The 17755-nt window shown below is 62.3% G+C and carries 12 protein-coding genes; 8 read left to right on the forward strand and 4 right to left on the reverse strand.

The features are described 5' to 3' along the window. Nucleotides 1-4: 4 nt before the first annotated feature. The gene (locus tag H3U89_RS02515; RefSeq protein WP_198178615.1) at nt 5-2032 is read right to left on the reverse strand and encodes an alpha-glucuronidase; all 2028 of its coding nucleotides are present in this window, start codon (nt 2030-2032) and stop codon (nt 5-7) included. Nucleotides 2033-2649: 617 nt separating this feature from the next. Further along, nucleotides 2650-6144: an SNF2-related protein gene (locus H3U89_RS02520; RefSeq protein ID WP_198178614.1), complete on the reverse strand. Its 3495-nt coding sequence runs from the start codon at nt 6142-6144 to the stop codon at nt 2650-2652. A gap of 160 nt (nt 6145-6304) precedes the next feature. Between H3U89_RS02520 and H3U89_RS02525 the strand changes: the two genes are divergently transcribed. The 4 genes from H3U89_RS02525 (at nt 6305) to H3U89_RS02540 (ending at nt 11037) form a co-directional block, all read left to right on the forward strand. Beyond that, nucleotides 6305-7777 (forward strand): DHA2 family efflux MFS transporter permease subunit, encoded by a 1473-nt coding sequence (locus H3U89_RS02525; protein ID WP_198178613.1) that lies wholly within the window; start codon nt 6305-6307, stop codon nt 7775-7777. A gap of 101 nt (nt 7778-7878) precedes the next feature. Then, nucleotides 7879-9114 carry an FtsX-like permease family protein gene (locus H3U89_RS02530; protein WP_198178612.1) on the forward strand — a complete coding sequence of 412 codons (1236 nt, stop codon included), beginning with the start codon at nt 7879-7881 and terminating at the stop codon, nt 9112-9114. Beyond that, nucleotides 9111-10073, forward strand: a complete 963-nt coding sequence (locus H3U89_RS02535; protein WP_198178611.1) for an ATP-binding cassette domain-containing protein — start codon at nt 9111-9113, stop codon at nt 10071-10073. Before H3U89_RS02530 ends, H3U89_RS02535 begins: the two co-directional genes overlap by 4 nt. An 82-nt stretch (nt 10074-10155) precedes the next feature. Next, nucleotides 10156-11037 carry a hypothetical protein gene (locus tag H3U89_RS02540; protein WP_198178610.1) on the forward strand — a complete coding sequence of 294 codons (882 nt, stop codon included), beginning with the start codon at nt 10156-10158 and terminating at the stop codon, nt 11035-11037. On the opposite strand, the gene H3U89_RS02545 is transcribed toward H3U89_RS02540, so the two are convergent. Then, complete coding sequence (locus H3U89_RS02545; RefSeq protein WP_198176919.1) at nt 11016-11681, reverse strand: HD domain-containing protein; 666 nt, start codon at nt 11679-11681, stop codon at nt 11016-11018. The genes H3U89_RS02540 and H3U89_RS02545 overlap by 22 nt on opposite strands. Nucleotides 11682-11912: 231 nt before the next feature. On the opposite strand from H3U89_RS02545, the gene zwf reads away from it, so the two are divergent. From zwf to pgl, 3 genes are all read left to right on the forward strand, one after another. Next, nucleotides 11913-13394 (forward strand): glucose-6-phosphate dehydrogenase, encoded by a 1482-nt coding sequence (gene zwf, locus H3U89_RS02550; protein ID WP_232345712.1) that lies wholly within the window; start codon nt 11913-11915, stop codon nt 13392-13394. After that, nucleotides 13391-14398 carry a glucose-6-phosphate dehydrogenase assembly protein OpcA gene (locus tag H3U89_RS02555; protein WP_198178609.1) on the forward strand — a complete coding sequence of 336 codons (1008 nt, stop codon included), beginning with the start codon at nt 13391-13393 and terminating at the stop codon, nt 14396-14398. The genes zwf and H3U89_RS02555 overlap by 4 nt, the downstream gene beginning before the upstream one ends. A gap of 80 nt (nt 14399-14478) precedes the next feature. Further along, entirely contained in the window at nt 14479-15270 is a 792-nt protein-coding gene (pgl, locus tag H3U89_RS02560; RefSeq protein ID WP_198178608.1) for a 6-phosphogluconolactonase, read from the forward strand. Between the two features lie 20 nt (nt 15271-15290). On the opposite strand, the gene H3U89_RS08355 is transcribed toward pgl, so the two are convergent. Beyond that, complete coding sequence (locus H3U89_RS08355; RefSeq protein ID WP_198202408.1) at nt 15291-16076, reverse strand: FadR/GntR family transcriptional regulator; 786 nt, start codon at nt 16074-16076, stop codon at nt 15291-15293. A gap of 232 nt (nt 16077-16308) precedes the next feature. Between H3U89_RS08355 and H3U89_RS02570 the strand changes: the two genes are divergently transcribed. Continuing rightward, nucleotides 16309-17754 (forward strand): GntP family permease, encoded by a 1446-nt coding sequence (locus H3U89_RS02570; protein WP_198178606.1) that lies wholly within the window; start codon nt 16309-16311, stop codon nt 17752-17754. The last annotated feature ends 1 nt before the right edge of the window (nt 17755 follow it).

Raw genomic sequence — 17755 nt, forward strand, 5'->3', positions numbered from 1 at the left:
CCCCTTATGCGTAAATCTTGCGGCCGAGCCTGTCGGGCACTCCGCTCATGCGATAGAAGTATGTGTTTATCTGATCGCGCCATTCGACTGCGTCGGCTTTCTGCGCCTGGAGTCTGTCTGCCACGTTCTCCCAGTCAGCCTGGGGAATCGAGCCTTTGACTTTCTTCCAAAGCGTTATATATCGCTCAACCTCCTTTACGCCTTCGAAATGGGAGCTGTAGATGTGCTGGATGAGCGTCTGCCCATCATGAAGCACATGGTCATAAGGCAGATGGTGAAAGAAGAGCAGCAGATCGTCCGGGGTTGTTTCCGCATGCTCGAACCGCTCCTCAAGAGCCTGATGATACTGGGCCGTAAAGCCTGTCCCAGTTGATTGCGTTCGGTCCACGCCGATTCCGTCTCGGTCAGCAAAATGATACGTGCCCCACCGATCGTATTCATATCCGTTCACGTCCACGCCATAGTGCAAACCGGGCTTGACCATGAACCCTACGCCCAGAGGAGCGGTGTAGTTCTTGAAGGTCTTGTTCGAAGTGAGCATGATCTCACTGATGGCCTCCCTTGCCGGGCCGCGCAAATCAGGAAAGGTGAGCGTCATCCATTCATCCAGAATGGAGCCAGCCGTTGCATCGGGATCCCAGCACATACGACCGAACCCGTAAAGGTTGGCCTGAGCCAGGGTGTTTCCTGTCCAGTTGTCATCCATGCCCACATTGCTGACTCCTGCGAAACCCGTATGAGCGGAAACCAGGCACAGCTTCGGGACCACGGCCTTGACACGTGCATCAACCTGTGGGGCACAGGTATCCCAATTGGTCATTGCCAGCCACTGCGGCAGGACATAGTTGACGTCAATCTGCTGTCCTAGGTATTCAGCGGTGATTTGGAACTCGATCATAAGATTCGTATGGGTCATGCGACCTATCAAAGGGTTGGCAGGCTCGCTGACCTGGAAATCGATGGGGCCAAATTTGACCTGGAGAACGACATTTTCAGCAAACAGCCCGTCAAGACCGATGAAATTCTCATATGCGGATTTGGCCCTATCCAGGCTCCTATCCCTCCAGTCCTGATTGCAGTCATAGACAAAAGCTCTCCATATGACAAGGCCGCCGTGCCTGGACAGGGGTCGAGCCAGCATATTCGCCCCATCGACGTGTGTGCGCCCATACCGCATGGGGCCCGGTTCTCCTTCAGCATCCGCTTTGACCAGAAAACCGCCGAAGGCGGGAATACGCTGATATACATTATCGACTATCTTTTCCCACCAAGCCGAGACCTCATCAGCAAGGGGGTCCGCCGTGGACAGACCGCCGACATCGATGGGCGAAGCAAAGTTCACCGACAGGAAGACCCGAATGCCGAATTGACCGAAGATGTCGGCGAGCACTGCAACCCGGTCGAGGTATGGTTCGACAATCAGTTTCTTGGCCTCGCCTCGCACATTCACATTGTTCAAAGCTATGGCATTGATACCGATTGACGCCAGAAGACGGGCATAGGCGGTCACCCTTGCCAGATCACCTCGGAAAGGATCATCCTGGCGCCGATCAGGAAAATTACGAAAATCAGCATGGCTATTAGAACCCAGAACGCCGAAAAAGATGGATTCGCCTGCGTACCCGCGCTCAACCGAACCATCCGTCTGATCCCAGTGATCAATCATTCTCAATGCCTGATTCGGCACTGACTCAAAGTCATCGATCTGCTGCCCACATGCCTTTCTGCGCACCCATCCGTATAGGCCATAGAGGAGGGCCGTGGCCGTATTGCCTTCGATGCAGACACAATCCCCCTCTGTGTGGATGCGATAGGCCCCGTCCCGTTCTGCAGGTAGGGCAGCGGAATTCATTATGAAGACCAAATCCGCGCACTGCCGGTCAGCCGCTTGGCTAGCCCCGAAGAAATCATGCAGTTCTCTATATATGCGCGTCGCGACAGGATCTTGAAAATCAAGACCTTCAATATAGAACCTGCGGGTGCCGACTATGGGTCTTATGACTTTTGGCGATAGCCACATGGGCTCAAACATGCTCATTCCTTCTTCGCTGCAGTAACTCGCATAATTTATAACGTAACTTTCGATATCAATACCGTAAATTTATTATAGTCCCGCCCTAAACAAGTAAGATTGCGACGACGGAAACAACACAAAAGAATCCGTCCTTTTGGCATGGAACTAGACAGGGGAGAAGACTGAATTCGGCAGGATGACAATCAACATCTCAACCACTGTCAGCTCACAAGGAAAACCAGAAATGTCCAAATGGCAAGCAGATTACATCTCGGGTAATGAAATATGACCCTGCGAAAATCAGGCCGCATGCTGTAAACGGATATATCCAAGAACAAAACCCAACAGGCCAGGACATAGCAACCATTGGCAGACGGAAGAGGCCCGATTATTGTGATGCTCGACCTCATCGAGCGCTAATGCAGGGGGCAAGAATAAGCACAAGCGGATCTCTATCAATCTTTGCCGCGTCATCCAAACACTTGGCTTACGCCTCATATGAATATGAATCAATAAAAAGCCTAGGACTCCCAATCAGTGGAAGTCTGCCGCTTCTGCTCCGACTCCCAGGTATCCGTCAACCTCGCCATCGATGACACTGTGTATACAGACTGTCAACGCCCAGTCCAAGCCGCTCAACCCAACAGGGCCAGGAGGTCTTTTCTGCTCAGTCTTCCCACGCTGGAAGCGCCGGTGGAGGCGGCCGAATCGACGAAGCGCGATGCCAGGTCGCTCTTGCTGTGCTGCAGGTTGAGGATGCGTTCCTCGATGGTGTCCTTGGCCACGATCTGGTAGACGTTGACGTCCTGGGTCTGGCCGATCCGGTGGGCGCGGTCGTTGGCCTGCTCCTGGGCTGCGGCGTTCCACCAGGGGTCCGCATGCACCACCACACAGGCTCCGGTCAGGTTGAGCCCGGTATTGCCGGCCTTCAGGGAGATCAGAAAAACCGGCGTGGCATCCCTATTGAACTGTTCCACCAGCTCCAGCCGCCTCTTCTTGGATGTGGCGCCGGTGATCAGATCATAGGACACGTCCAGCCGACGTAGGCGTTGGGCTATCAGGTCCAGGTAGGAGGTGAACTGGGAGAAGATCAGCATCTTGCGCCCGGCATCCTGGCAGGAGACCACCAGATCCTCGATGGCGTCCAGCTTGGCCGAATCGCCACGCCGGTCCCGACCCTGATCCTGGTAGACCAGACGCGGATCGCAGCAGACCTCCCGTAGCCTGGTCAGTTGGGCCAGGACCTGGATTTTGCCGACCTCGTACTCCTGATCCCTTTCCTTGTTGAGCGTGGCCCTCAGCTCCTGTTCCAGGGCCGCATAGAGCTTGCGCTGACGACCCTGCAGGGGCACGCTGATCACGTTTTCGATCTTCTCGGGCAGATCCGTCAGCACCTGTGACTTGAGCCGGCGCAGAATGAAGGGCCCCACCAGGGCCTGGAGCCTGGACTGGGCGTCCTGGTCGCCGCTGAGTATGGGCATTTCGAAGCGATCCCGGAACCGGGAGTAGGGGCCCAGCATCCCAGGCATCAGGAAGTCGAAAATGCTCCAAAGCTCGGAAAGCCGGTTCTCGATGGGTGTGCCCGTCAGGGCGAACCGGTGCAGGCTGTCCAGAGCGCGCACAGCCCGGGCGGCCTTGGTGGCATGGTTCTTGATGTACTGGGCCTCATCCAGAACCAAGGCATACCAGGGCAGGCTCCGATACCGGTCCAGGTCCCTCCTGAGCAGGTCATATGAAGTAATCAGCAAGTCGTAGGACCTGGCCTGATCCAGCAAAGTCTGACGCTGGCTGCGCCCCCCGGCCAGGACCGCCACCCGCAGATCCGGTGTAAAACGACGACACTCGGCCTCCCAGTTGTAGACCAAGGAGGCCGGGCAGACAATCAGCGAAGGCCCTCGATCCCTGGCTTGATCCCGACGGGAGAGCAGGTAGGCCAGCATCTGTATGGTCTTGCCAAGGCCCATCTCGTCGGCCAGGATGCCACCGAATCCACGGTCGCTCAGAGTGCACAGCCAACGCAACCCTTCGACCTGGTAGGGTCTGAGCTGCCCCTGCAACCCGTCAGGGACCTTGAACCCCTGAGGATCAGGCTTGCGCTCCTTCAGGTAATCGCGGAAGCTGGAATCGCGGTCCTGATCAGGCACCAGTGCATCCAGGTAGCCGAGCTGGAATTCGGGCACCCGGACCGGCCCCTTGGCCAGATCAGCCGGGTCGATGCCCAGGTCCTGGGCCAGGGTGTCCACAGCCTCGGTATTCAGATCCGCCAACTCGACAAAGGCCCCGTTGCGCAGGCGATGGAAGCGCCGACGGCGGCGATGGTCGGCCAGAATGGCAGCAGCCTCCTCGGGCCGTACCTCATCGGCGATGGGCGAAATCTCGACCAGACCGGAACGTACTCGCACACCCACGCGGATCTGCGGATGAGAGACGACGCTCAGCCCGTCGAAGGCCGGGGTGGAGAAGACCCGCCCCAGGCCCTTGAGCACGGGCAGGCCACGGGTCAGCAGGGTGTGGATGGCCTCCTCGTTCTCCTCGGGGATGCGGGCCAGCCCCTCCTCCATCAGAGGGAAATAGCGGCGGACCGTCTGCCGGGCCAAAGACTCGCTCTCCCGGTCCCTGCCGGGTTCATCCTCCGAGGCAGGGTCGACGCCGACGGACAGAAGACGGTCCCCGTAGCGGGCCCTGAGGTCACAGCTGACCCCCTGCCGATCCCTGTCCAGGTAAAGCTCGATCCTGCAGGGCGGCCGCCGCCGGGCATCCAGCTCCTCGGGCAGACTGGCGGAGAGCCCGGATCCTTCCCGGGCACCCTGATCAAGGTCGGGCAGGACGGTCAAGGCGAACAGGTCCAGGTCGTCGGCATCCAGGTGCAGATCCCGATCCTCGCCAGGGCGGCAGAGGGTTTCCAACAGGTCCCGATGACGCATGAAACGCGTGCTGCAACGGTGGATGACCGGCCCTGGATCCAGCCCTAAGCCGGGCTGCGAAGGCCGCACGATGACGAAGGAAGAGGCCTGGCCTACGATGAAGCGCTCCACGGCCAGGGCATGGGTGATCCGGTAGCCGTCCGCCTCCTTGCTGACTGCGATGCCGGGGTCCGGGTCTCCATCGACCACGGGGGCAGGCATGGTCTGCAGGAAGGAATCCTCGGGAGGCGTGTAGTCCAGGGTGAGCCCGGAATCCACGAACAGGTCGAGGATCTGCGCCACCTCGTCGTCACTGAGCCGGATCCCCGCCAACCCTGCACGGGTAAGACGGCGGCGCATGCCCCCCTCCTGTTCGGCCAGGCTGCGGCGGATGGCGCCGGCCCTTTCCAGAATGGTCAGCAGAGCCTGGGCCCGGTCGTCAAAAGTGTCACGAGAATGAATGAAGGCCAGCCGCCGTCCGTAAGACATGAATTCGCCCTGGTCCACGGCGCGCAGCAGTGCAGGCAGATCCTTGACCAGATAGGCGACCCCGTGGGAGGACATGGTGATGTGCAGACGGACCAGCCAGCCTCCGCGCTCACTGGTCAGGTCGGGGATCAGCCCGACCGAGCCGATGGGCAGGTGACGACCGCCGACCGGACCGTTCTCCTGCTTGAGCAGGCTCAGCTGACGGTCACGGAAGGCCTGCCGCCGCCGACCCTCCTGCCGATGCATGTAGGCTGCCAGCGGTCCCGAGGTCGACCGGGCGGACCGGGATCGACCCTGATCGCCGGCCCAATCATCCGATCCCGCGAAGGCCTGGCTGGACTCGTTGTAGGCCATGATCAGGGCGACGACATGCTTACAGGCAGGACCCTGGCGCCCAAAGGCCCGGCAGGTGCAGGAGGAGTCGATGACCCGATGTGCCTGCTCGTCCAGCCGAGCCTGGACCATGCAGTCGCCATCCGGTTGATAGGTGGCGGGCACACGCCCCTTGAGAACGGTCAAAGCCCCCAGGTGCCGCAGGCGCAGGTCCGTAAAGCGGCGGTCATCCAGCAGTTGATGGGCACGGAAGTAGGCCTTGCCGCCCAACCGGCGCAGAGCGGCGTCAGAGATGGTGTCCGGGTCGCCAAAGGTCCGTCCCTCCTCCTCATCGCCCGGATCATAGAAGCCATGTCCTCCTGAACCACCCGCTCTTGACCCGTAGACCGCTGCATGCCAATCCACACACACCCTCCTTATGGTCTCTGACGACCATTCCCGAGCATAACCTTTTCCGTCCCGATATGGCACGCCTTCGGCGAAGCGAGTAGACATGCCGACTTACGAAAAAATGACCGTCTCCCTAAGATGGCGTGCTGTTTGTCTGAAGAAGGAGATCATTATCGTGCAAAACACGTCCACCTCTGCCTCCGTTCACCGGTCACGCCCGGCCGTCCCCCATCCCTGGCCGGCCATCGCCGCGCTGATGATCGGGGCCTTCGTGGGCATGCTGAGCGAGACCTCGCTCAATATCGCCCTGCCCAACCTGATGGAGAGCTTCCGAATCCCGGCTGCCACCGTACAGTGGCTGGTCACGGGATACATGCTGGTCATCGGCATCGTCCTGCCCTTCTCCAGTCTGATCTCCAAGTGGTTCACCACCAGGCAGACCGTGATCTTCGGCCTGGTCGCCTTCCTGGCGGGCTCGGTGGTCTCGGCCATGGCCCCCACCTTCCCCGTCCTTCTGACTGGACGGCTGATCCAGGGCATCGGCACAGGCCTGATCCTGCCGCTCATGTTCACCGTGGCCATGCTGATCTTCCCGCCGGCGCGACTGGGCACGGTCATGGGCATGTGCGCCCTGGTCATCATGTTCGCCCCCGCCATCGGCCCGACCCTGACCGGGATCATCCTGGGCAAGCTGACCTGGCACTGGATCTTCTGGTTCTTCACCCCATTCCTGGTTGTGGCCCTGATCTTCGCCGTCGGCTTCCTGAAGAATGTAGGGACCATCACCCACCAGCGGCCCGACCTGGCATCTATTCTGGAGTCCATTGTCGGCTTCGGCGGACTGGTGGCAGGAGTCAGCCTGGCCAGCCGGTACGGATGGCTCTCCCCGGTCACCCTGACCATCCTGGTTGTAGCCCTCGTAGCCCTGGTCCTCTATATTCGTCGTCAGCTGGGCCTGGAACACCCGGTGCTCAACCTGCGCATCTTCTCCATCCCGGCCTTCCGCTACGGCGCCACCCTGGTCATGCTGGACTTCGCAGTCATCCTCTCCTCCATGTATCTACTGCCCCAGTTCCTGCAGCGGGGGCTGCTCCTGCCCGTGGCGATGACCGGCATCCTCATGCTGCCCGGCGGCGCCATCAACGCCCTGGTCTCGGCCTTCGCGGGCCGGCTCTATGACGGCTTCGGGGCTCGTGTGCCCGTCCGCTGCGGATTCCTTATCGCACTGGTGGGCACGGTCATCCTTCTGTTCACCGGCCCGCACACGCCTGTGGCCCTGGTGGTGACGGCCCACATCATTTTGATGATCGGCTGCCCCCTGGCCATGTCACCGGCCCAGACCTACGCGCTCAACTCCCTGAGCGGCCCGCAGTCCGGCGACGGAAGCACGATCATCAACACCATGCAGCAGATTGTGGGAGCCGTGGCCACGGCCATCACCACCTCCCTGCTGGCCATGGGCGAAGGACAGGCAGCCGGAGTTGATAAAGCCCAGGCCTTCACCAGGGGCACCCACTACGGATTGGTCTTCACCCTGGTGCTGATTCTGGCCGCCTTGGCCGTCTCCCTGAAGGTGCGCAACTTCTCCCACGCCGAGCAGCCAGAGGCCGAGCAGGACATTCAGCAAGCTCCAAGTTCGCACCGCTAGCTTGGGAACGTCCCTGGCTAGACTGGAGGACGACGACCGGACTTAAGGCCCGTCATAGAGGGCCGCCCGGTCATCCCTGGAACGCTATCAGGAAGGGTGTCATGTTCGTTCTCAAGAACGCCTGGTTCACCATCAGGCGGCATGCGGCGCGGAGCCTGGTCATGGTTCTGGCCTGCCTGGTCGTGACGGCGCTGGCTACGACGGCGGCCACCGTGCTCCAGGCTGACACCAAGGCACGTACCACCGACTACGAATCCCAACAGGTGGATGCCGTCATCAGCCCGCGCAAGGGGACCAAGGTCTCCCCCCTGGGCTGGAACGAGTATTCCAAGTACGCCCAGCGCCTGCAGATGGATGGCATGCAGTACAAGGCCTACTTCCATGAGACCGCGAACATCGACCCGGAGGGATTGCCCCAGTCAGGCAGCTACTCCCTGGTGGGCGTCTCCGACAAGGCGGCCGAGCCCACCCTGCCTCACGGCCCCTTCGTGCTGGACCAGGGCAAGGGACTGGACTACGCCTCGCAGAATGTCTCAGGCACCCAGACCGTGCTGATCTCCAAGCAGATGGCACAGGCCAACAAGCTCAAGGTGGGCGACACCCTGACCATCAAGGATCCCCGTCAGCAGGATCAGCAGGTCAAGCTGACCGTCTCGGGCATCTATCACTACCGCAAGGCCGCCGGCCAGGCAGCCGACCGGGCCATTTACACGGCCTATCCCACCTTTGCCATGCTGGGGCTGGATACGGCCAGCAAGCCGGGAGACCCTGGCCATGAACTACTAGTGGCCTTCGTCCTGGATTCGCCGAGCACCTACCAGAAGTTCATCAAGGAGCTGCGCAAGGACGGACTCAAGGCCTCGCAGTACGACATCGACTCTCCCAGTCTGAAGGACTACCAGCGGCGGATGGAGCCGGTCCACCAGGCTGCCGGCCAGGCACGAACCACCATCATCCTGGTCTGCCTGCTGGGCGGGCTGATTCTGCTGGGTTGCCTGATCCTCATGCTGCGCGGCCGTACCAACGAAATCGGCATGGCTGTCACCATCGGAGTCCACAAGGCCCGGCTGGGCTGGCAGTTCGCCCTGGAGACCCTCTTGCCCACCCTGCCCGGTCTGGCCCTGGGCCTGGCGCTGGGTGCCGCAATCAGCCGACCGCTGGGCCGGTCGCTCTTCCGGCTGGGGAGCCTGGCCAGCATGCCTCATGCTGGTCTGATCTGGAAAATGATCCTGATTGGCCTGGCCGTCTGTCTGGTCCTCGCTCTGGCAGCAGCCGCCAGGGTAGCGGCCTTCAGAACCGCCCAGCTATACACCAACGACCTGGAGGACGAGGCATGAGCGAAAAGACATCGGACCAGCAGCCTAACGAAGAGTCCCAGGCAAAGGCCGATCAGACAACGGCCGACGCTGAGCAGAAGACCGACGAGAACACCAGCGCCGAACCTCTGCCCGAATCCGGGGAAGAGGCAGCCGCTCAGACGGACGAAAAGTCCGAAGAGGATGGTTCTTCGGAAGAAGATGTCCCGCTGGCTGCCTTCAAAGTGGTCATCGAACATGAAAACGCCGAAGATTCCGACGGCGATCAGGAGGACCCGCTGTTGGAGACCGATGACCAACGGGTGCTGGTTCCTGGCGGCTACCCCGTGCTTTCCCTGAAGCATGTGGATTACACGCGCAAGGTCCAGGGCCGCCCCGAACAGATCCTGGACGATGTCGATCTGGACTTCCAGCGCCGCCGCATCTACTCGGTGGAGACCACCTCGCCTTCCGGACGGGCCGCTCTGATGGCCCTGATGACAGGCCTGCGCGCCCCCACACAGGGCAGCGTGCTCTTCCGGGGCACGGATCTACGCCAGTTGCTGGCCTCCGACTATCGCGGCCACCAGATCGGGGCCATCTTTGGCACCGATGCCCTGAGGCGCGACCTGACCCCCGTGCAGAATCTTGTCTACACCATGGATGCCAGCGGGCGCACCTTCCTGGGCCCCAAGGACAATCTGGCCCGTCAACTGCTGGACGAGGTGGGCTTCCCGGAGCGTCTGCAGGACACGCTGACCGTTGATCTGGGACACCTGGACTTCCGTCTGGCCTCCGTGGCCCGCGCACTGTGCTGCGAGTGCGACGTGCTCATCGCCGACGAACCCACCGAGGGGCTGGAGCCTGGCGACTGGGACACCCTGCTGGCCACACTGAAGCGGGTCTCCCGCCGTCATGACTGCACCGTGATCATCCTGACCTCGGGCGGTTCGGACACCGTAGACGAGGGTACCTACGACGACCGATTCATCGTGGATTGAGCCCCGACCTTCCGGGCCGGGGACGGACGGCACTGCACTGGTCTGTTCGGTCATCACCCATGAGGAGTGGATACCCCGGGTCATGGCCGAACAAATCGATTCGTGCAGCAAGGACCTACACCGGCAGCGGAGCATCATCCTGCACCATCACCATGGATTCGGACCCGTTCGGGGGGTCGGCGCCAAGGAAGCCATATGGATCACCCCGGGGCTCCTGATCGCCCAGAACGCCTGGCTGGCCTCCCAAGGTCGTCCCTCATGGGCCCTGTCAGCGCCACCGACCATGTGGCTGGACGGGCTGGACCGGTCCCTGATCGAACGCAGGATTCTGACCGTGACGGCCGCAACCATCCTGGCCTGGCACCTACTGCCATCGGGCCTGGGGCAGCGCCCCTGGTCGCAGCTGGCCGCCGGCCGGGTATCAGGCCTGCCTGCAGCCCGACGAACCCTTGAAGACCTGCAGCGCAATCTACGGACAGCCCCTCCGCAATCGCTGATTCGCATCCAGACCCACTTGCCCGATATCCATGAGGAGTGGCGGGTCATCATCGACAGGGATCGAATTGCGGCCTCCAGCGGATACTGCCTGCATGAGGGCGAGGACTCCAGGGTCATCACCACGGTCTTTGACGGTGCCGTCTTCGATCCCAGGCATCGAACAATCGCCGAAGACTGCGCCCTCCAGGCAGCCAAGGGTCGATCTCCTGCCCCAATCAGCGTGGATCTGGCCTTCCTCCGTGGGTCGGATCGGCCTCTCGTCCTGGAGGGAAACCCGGTCTGGTGCGCAGCCCCTTACGCTTACGGACCACAGGGCATGGTCTCTTTCCTGAAAGCCGTAGCGACCTGCCGAACCGATCCAGTTGACCCCTATCAACCAGACCCGTGGATGCTGCGCGAATTCAGCGGTCGCTTCCGCAGTTCCTGGGGTCCGGTCCGGCAGGATCAGACGATGGTCATGCCGTAGTGCTTGGCCAGGGGCTGCAGGTCCGGCACCCCGTACCGGGCCACCAGTTGCCTCCAGCGGGCCAGATTGTCGGGACCATACTTGGCCGTGCGCTTGGCGGCAGTGGGCTCGGAGACGAAGATGGGCGGCTGGTGCTTGCTGTGGAACTTGTCCGCGTACATGACCACCTCCTGCTCAGGGTTGACCGGCAGGTAGTCGTCCGGCGGCAGGTTCAGATGCTCCTCCTCCACCTGGCGACGGGTCAGCCCCACCCCGGTGTGGTTGCGGGCGAACTGAGCCACCGACTCGTCCACCCCGGCATCCAGCAGCAGACGATAACCCTCCAGGCCGTGCTCGATGTACCGCTCGCCCTGGAAGGTCAGCGGCCGGCCCTGGGAGCCGTCATCCTTGAGAATCCGGTAGGTGCCGATGTCGTGCAGCAGGGCACCTGTGCGTACCAGGTCACGATTCAGGGGCCGCTCGGGCAGGATCCCATCAGGGTCGTCACCACGCAGCAGGCGTTCGTTGACCTGGTCGGCCATACGCACCGCAAGGGCGGCGATGATCTGGCAGTGGGTGTGTATCAGTTCATAGGCGGCTCGGGAGGGCGCGTACTGACGATGCAGGGCCTCAGCCATGGGAACATTGGGAATCATACCGACCATTCTAGGAACCCTGTCGCAAATGTGACCTTTGCGACGCTATGCACACTTCAGCGGATAATCAGCCCTGCCCTTCCACTGCCGACAGTAGACTGGGAGCCACGGTATTTTACGAGGAGCACTATGGACACTTCACCACTTGTGCGCTCCGCCGACCAGCCCGCTCCCCCCGATGAGGACGGCGGCCGACAGGCGCCTTGGCACAACCCCCTGCTGGACCCGCGCGATCTGCGCATGCCGCGCATCGCAGGACCCAGCTCATTGGTCATCTTCGGCGTCACCGGCGATCTGGCCAAGAAAAAGCTCTTGCCGGCCGTCTATGACCTGGCCAACCGGGGACTGCTGCCAGCCAGCTTCGGGCTGATTGGTTTCGGGCGGCGCGACTGGAGCGACCAACAGTTCGTCGCCTTTGCAGAGGAGAACGTCCGCGCCCACTGCCGCACACCCTTCAACGAGTCCACCTGGCGACATCTGAGCCAGGGCATGCGCTTCGTCACGGGCAGCTTCGACGATGCCGAGGCCTTCCGCCGCCTGTCGGCCACCGTCTCGGAGCTGGACCGGGTCCGGGGCACCCGTGGCAACCACGCCTTCTACATGTCGGTGCCGCCCAAGGCCTTCCCCCAGGTTGCCCGTCAGCTGGCCGAGTCGGGACTCTCCCACTCCACTGAAGGGGCCTGGCGCCGCGTCATCATCGAGAAGCCCTTCGGTCACGACCTGGCCTCTGCCAAGGAACTTGACCGGGTGGTCTCCGAGGTCTTCGAACCGGATTCGGTCTTCCGCATCGACCACTACCTAGGCAAGGAGACCGTGCAGAACATCCTGGCCCTGCGCTTTGCCAACATGATGTTCGAGCCGGTCTGGAACTCCAACTATGTCTCCCATGTGCAGATCACCATGGCCGAGGACATGGGCATCGGCGGCAGGGCCGGCTACTACGACGGAATCGGAGCAGCCAGGGACGTCATCCAGAACCACCTGCTGCAGCTGATGGCCCTGACGGCCATGGAAGAGCCTGTCTCCTTCTCGGCATCAGATTTGACTGCTGAGAAGACCAAGATTCTTTCCGCCGTCCGTCTTCCCAAGGATCTGGCGGCCCACACCGCCCGAGGCCAGTACACGGCAGGCTGGCAGGGCTCCCAGCACGTGGTCGGTTACCTGGATGAAGACGGGATCGACCCCTCCTCCACCACCGAGACCTATGCGGCCATCAGGCTGGATGTGGACACCCGCCGCTGGGCCGGCGTCCCCTTCTACCTGCGCACGGGCAAGCGCCTGGGCAAGCGGGTCAGCGAGATCGCCATCGTCTTCAAGCGTGCCCCCCACCTGCCCTTCGAGGCCACGGCCACCCGGGAACTGGGCGCCAATGCAGTGGTCATCCGCGTGCAGCCCGACGAGGGTGTGACCCTGCGTTTCGGGGCCAAGACCCCTGGATCGGCCATGGAGGTGCGTGACGTCAACATGGACTTCTCCTACGGGCGTTCTTTCACCGAGGCCTCCCCCGAGGCCTATGAGCGGCTGATCCTGGACGTACTCCTGGGAGACCCGCCCCTCTTCCCCACCACCGAGGAAGTCAATCTCTCCTGGAAGATCCTGGACCCCATCGAGGAGTTCTGGGCCGGACAGGGCCAGCCCCAGCCCTACCGCGCCGGCACCTGGGGTCCGCAGGAGGCTGATCTGATGCTGGCCCGCGACGGATACCACTGGAGGATGCCATGATCGTCAGACTGAACAACACCACTACCTCCGCCATCGCCCGGGAGATCGACGAGCTCCACGTTGAACGCGGAGAGGCCGCCCAGGGAAGGGTGCTGACCCTGGTCATCGTCACCGAACAGGCCCATCTGGAGACGGCCCTGGAGACCGTAAACGCCGCAAGTCGTGAACACCCCTGCCGGGTCATCGCCATAGTGACCAATGCCGAAGACCATCAGGCCGGGCAGGAGGCGGACCAGCGGACCGCTGCGGCACAGTCCTCTGAAGACTGCGTCTCCTACAAGGACACCAACCATGACGGTGACCGCACACTGGATGCCGAAATCCGCTTCGGCTCGGATGCCGGTGCCGGCGAGGTGGTGGTCCTGCGACCAGTGGCTGCTCTGCTGGACCATTCCGATGCTCTGGTCATCCCCCTTCTGGTGCCGGATGCCCCTCTGGTGGTCTGGTGGCCCACCAATCCGCCCCAGGATCCCTCACAGGATCCCATCGGGACCATGGCCGCCAGCAGAATCACCGATGCCATGGATGCCGACGATCGCCAGGCCACCTTCGCCGGGCTACTGGCCCATTCGCGCGATCAGGACGTGGACCTGTCCTGGACCAGGATCACCATCTGGCGAGCACTGCTGACCTCCATGGTGCAGCAGCCGCCCCACCTGCCCATCCGTTCAGTCAAGGTGACCGGCCAGGCCCACTACCTGCCATTGGAGCTGCTGGCCTCGTGGCTGGCCCTGAAATTGCAGGTGCCGGTCTCTGTCGAGCGTGACCCGAAGGCCCAGGCCGTCACCGGCGTCTACTTCGAACGCCCGGACGGGATCATGAGCATGGAGCGCCATCACGACGACCAGGCCCGGATCAACCAGCCCGACCAAGCCCCACAGACCATCTCCATGCCCCTGCGCACTGCTGTGGACTGCATGAGCGAGGAACTGGGTCGGTTGGATCCTGACGAGGTCTATCAGGAGGTCATCCACACCGGCTGGGGAATGGTCGACCACCAGTAGGCGCCCCGCAGCGACTCAATTCAATGCAAATGCCCGGGTGTAGGCTGAGGCCAGCATCACCTGCATGCAAGGAGGATCAGATGACCGATCGTCGTACCGTGACCTATACCACAACCAAGTTGCTCAACCAGGCTACAGCAGCCCGCATCCTGCTGGAGCTGGGAGACCTCCTGGCCCGTCAGGATCGGGCCGACCTGGCGCTGACCGGCGGGCGGGACGCGGCGGATGTCTATGCCCTGATGGGCGCTGATCCCCTGAGCCAGAGCGTGGACTGGAGTCGGGTCCACCTCTGGTGGAGCGATGAGCGGTTCGTGGGCCTGGAAGACCCGGACCGCAACGACGAGCAGGCACGACGGGCCTGGTACGGCGCGCTGATCGACCAGGGGCTGCTGCCGCAGGCCAACGTGCATTCCATGCCTGTGGATACCCGCAGCCCAGCCCAGGTTGAGGCCGCCGACCAGCAGGAGAACGAACGGGCTCTGACCCAGGCGGCAGCCGCGTATCAACAGGAGATCATCGACCAGCTGGGGCCTGAGGGCCGGATGGATCTGGCCGTCTTTGGCGTAGGCCCCGACGGTCACTATGCCTCTCTCTTCCCCGACCGCCCCGAGGTCAGGTTGCAGGACGACGCTCTGCTGGTGACGGGTGTCAGTAATTCCCCCAAGCTTCCCCCGCTCAGGGTCACCATGACCACGCCATTCATCCGCCGGACCCCCAAGGTCTGGCTCTTCACCTCAACTGCAGAGAAGGCCTCGGCCGTGGCTGCCGCCCTGGGAACCACGGACGATCCCCATGTCCCCTCCTCATATGCCAGGGGCACCCTGGAGACCCTCTGGCTCCTGGACGCTGATGCCGCCTCGAAACTGAGCTGAACCCTCTGCGCCAAAAACCTCTACAGACCTGGGGACTCCGAAGATTCCTTATCCGCAGCACGAGCGGAATCTTCGGAGTCCTTTCGTGTCATTTGTTCGACAGCCCGATCGGATTCGTCGACGATCCAATCCATGGCATGCCGTGCCCCCTCTGCGTCGCCCCGACGTATCAGGGCAGCCACGTCGCCGTGCAGCCTCAGAGCCTTCTCGTCGGCCCTCCTGGGCATAAGCTCATGTCGGGTCCGCCCAGACAGCACTGAGGCAATCACATCGCCCAGCGCCGCGAACATGGCGTTGCCCGATGCCTCGAGCAGGGTTCGATGGAAGGTTTCGTCAGCCCGAAGATAGTCTGGCCCGTCGGCCCGGTCAGCGTTGGCCACCATGTCTATAGCGGCCCGCGTCAGCTTCGCCCATTGATCATGATCAGCGTGGCTGGCCGCCAGCTGGGCAGCCATGGGCTCCACGCATGCCCTGAGCTCGGACAGCTCATGCAGGGTCCGCCCCCGGTCAGGTCCGCGCAGCCTCCACTCGATCACCCGCGGGTCATAGATATTCCAGAGCCGGCAGGGGTTGACCGTGGCACCGACCTTGCGTTTGACAGTGACCAGACCCATGGCCTCAAGAACCCTGGTGACCTCCCGGGTCACTGTGCGCGAAGGCCTCTGGCTATCCAGGTCCGGGGCGGGCAGCCTGTCACCCGGTGCGATGGTGCCGTCGACGATGGCTGCCCCCCACTGGTCCAGCAGCCGGTCATGCAGGGTGCCTTCTGTAGCCGTTTCGTCATCAGGCTTGCTCGCGCTTTCCACGAATTCCACTCTAGCAACCGGACTCGCGCCCAGAGCCATCAGACGATTCTGCAGACAAGCAGAGGCTCAATCCTGCCCTCAGCATGCCATCTTCCAATCCGTCCCAGGTTCGTGTAAGATATTGTCTGTTAAGGCATACTTAATATCACGCTGTCGATATTAAGTAATGCAAAAATAAGAGCCGGAAAGCTGATCAGGCCGGACGGTTCGCATCCTCAGAGAAGAGGCAGCCATGCTTTTAGCGTCGCAGCCGACAGCCGACGGGTACCTGACCCTGGCGGCGAGTCAGGCCGTTTCCCTGAACACCACCCAACTGGGCATCAGCCTGGTGCTCAGCCTGGCGGTGCTCATTTTCCTGGTCACTGTCGTCAAACTTCATCCCTTTGTCTCCCTGCTGGGTGCCGCCCTGGTGGTCGGCATCGGTTCCGGCTACGGTCCAGTGGCCACCCTGGCCAGCTTTACCGGCGAGTTCGGCTCCACCATGGGCTCCGTGGGCATTCTGATCGGCCTGGGAGCCATGATCGGCAAGGTCCTCATGGACACCGGAGCCACCGACCAGGTGGTCAACACCCTGGTGGCCAAGTCCAAGCCCGCCACCATCCCCTGGATCATGGCCCTGATCGGCGCCCTGATCGGCCTGCCCATGTTCTTCGAGGTCGGTCTGGTCATTCTGGTCCCGGTCATCATTCTGGTGGCCCGCCGCACCAAGCTCCCCCTGATGCGGGTGGCCATCCCCACCCTGGCAGGCCTGTCCATCATGCACGCCTGCGTGCCTCCCCACCCTGGTCCCCTGGCTGCCCTGAGCCAGTTCAAGCAGACCGGCAACGTGGGCCTGACCATGATGTTCGGCATCCCCTTCGCCCTGATCACCCTGGTCGTCGTGGGCCCGGCCTTCTCCCGGCTGGCTTCCCGCTGGGTGCCCATCCAGGCACCGGCAGATTTCGTGGCCAAGAGCGAGCAGGCGGGCAAGGAGGAGACCCGGCTGCCCTCCTTCGGCCTCTCGGTCTGCTGCATCCTGCTGCCGGCAGTCCTCATGCTGCTGACCTCCATCTTCGAAATCGCCGTCCCCGGGTTCAAGGATCGCACTGACGGCCTGGCACAGACCATCAACTTCATCGGCAACCCGGTCATGGCCCTGGCCATAGCGCTGATCGTCTCCATGCTGGTCCTCAAGGCCGCCTCGGGCATCTCCTGGAAGACCGTCAATGACTCCCTGGGAGCCTCGCTGCCCGCTGTGGCAGGCATCCTGCTGATCGTGGGCGCGGGCGGTGGCTTCAAGGGCGTTCTGGTCTCCACCGGCATCGGCAAGATCATCGGCACCTTTGTGGAGCACTCCAACATCTCCATCTTCCTGCTGGGCTGGGTCATCGCCGTCTTCGTGCGCATCGCCACAGGCTCGGCCACCGTCTCCATCCTGACCACGGCCGGCATCCTCAGCAACGCCATGACCATGATGCATGCAGGCTCCACGGCCACCACCCTGCTGGTCATCGCCATCGGCGCCGGATCCATATTCCTCTCCCACCTCAACGACGCGGGCTTCTGGCTGATCAAGGAGTACTTCGGCCTCAGTGTCGGCGAGACCCTGAAGACCTGGTCGGTTCTGGAATGCCTGCTGTCGGTAGTGGTCCTGGTCCTGGTCATGATCGCCAGCATCTTTGTGCCCATCACCGCCTGAG

Origin of the sequence: Bifidobacterium sp. W8104 (assembly GCF_016100735.1) — a bacterium.
In the GTDB taxonomy this organism is placed as follows: Bacteria; Actinomycetota; Actinomycetes; order Actinomycetales; family Bifidobacteriaceae; genus Bombiscardovia; species Bombiscardovia choladohabitans.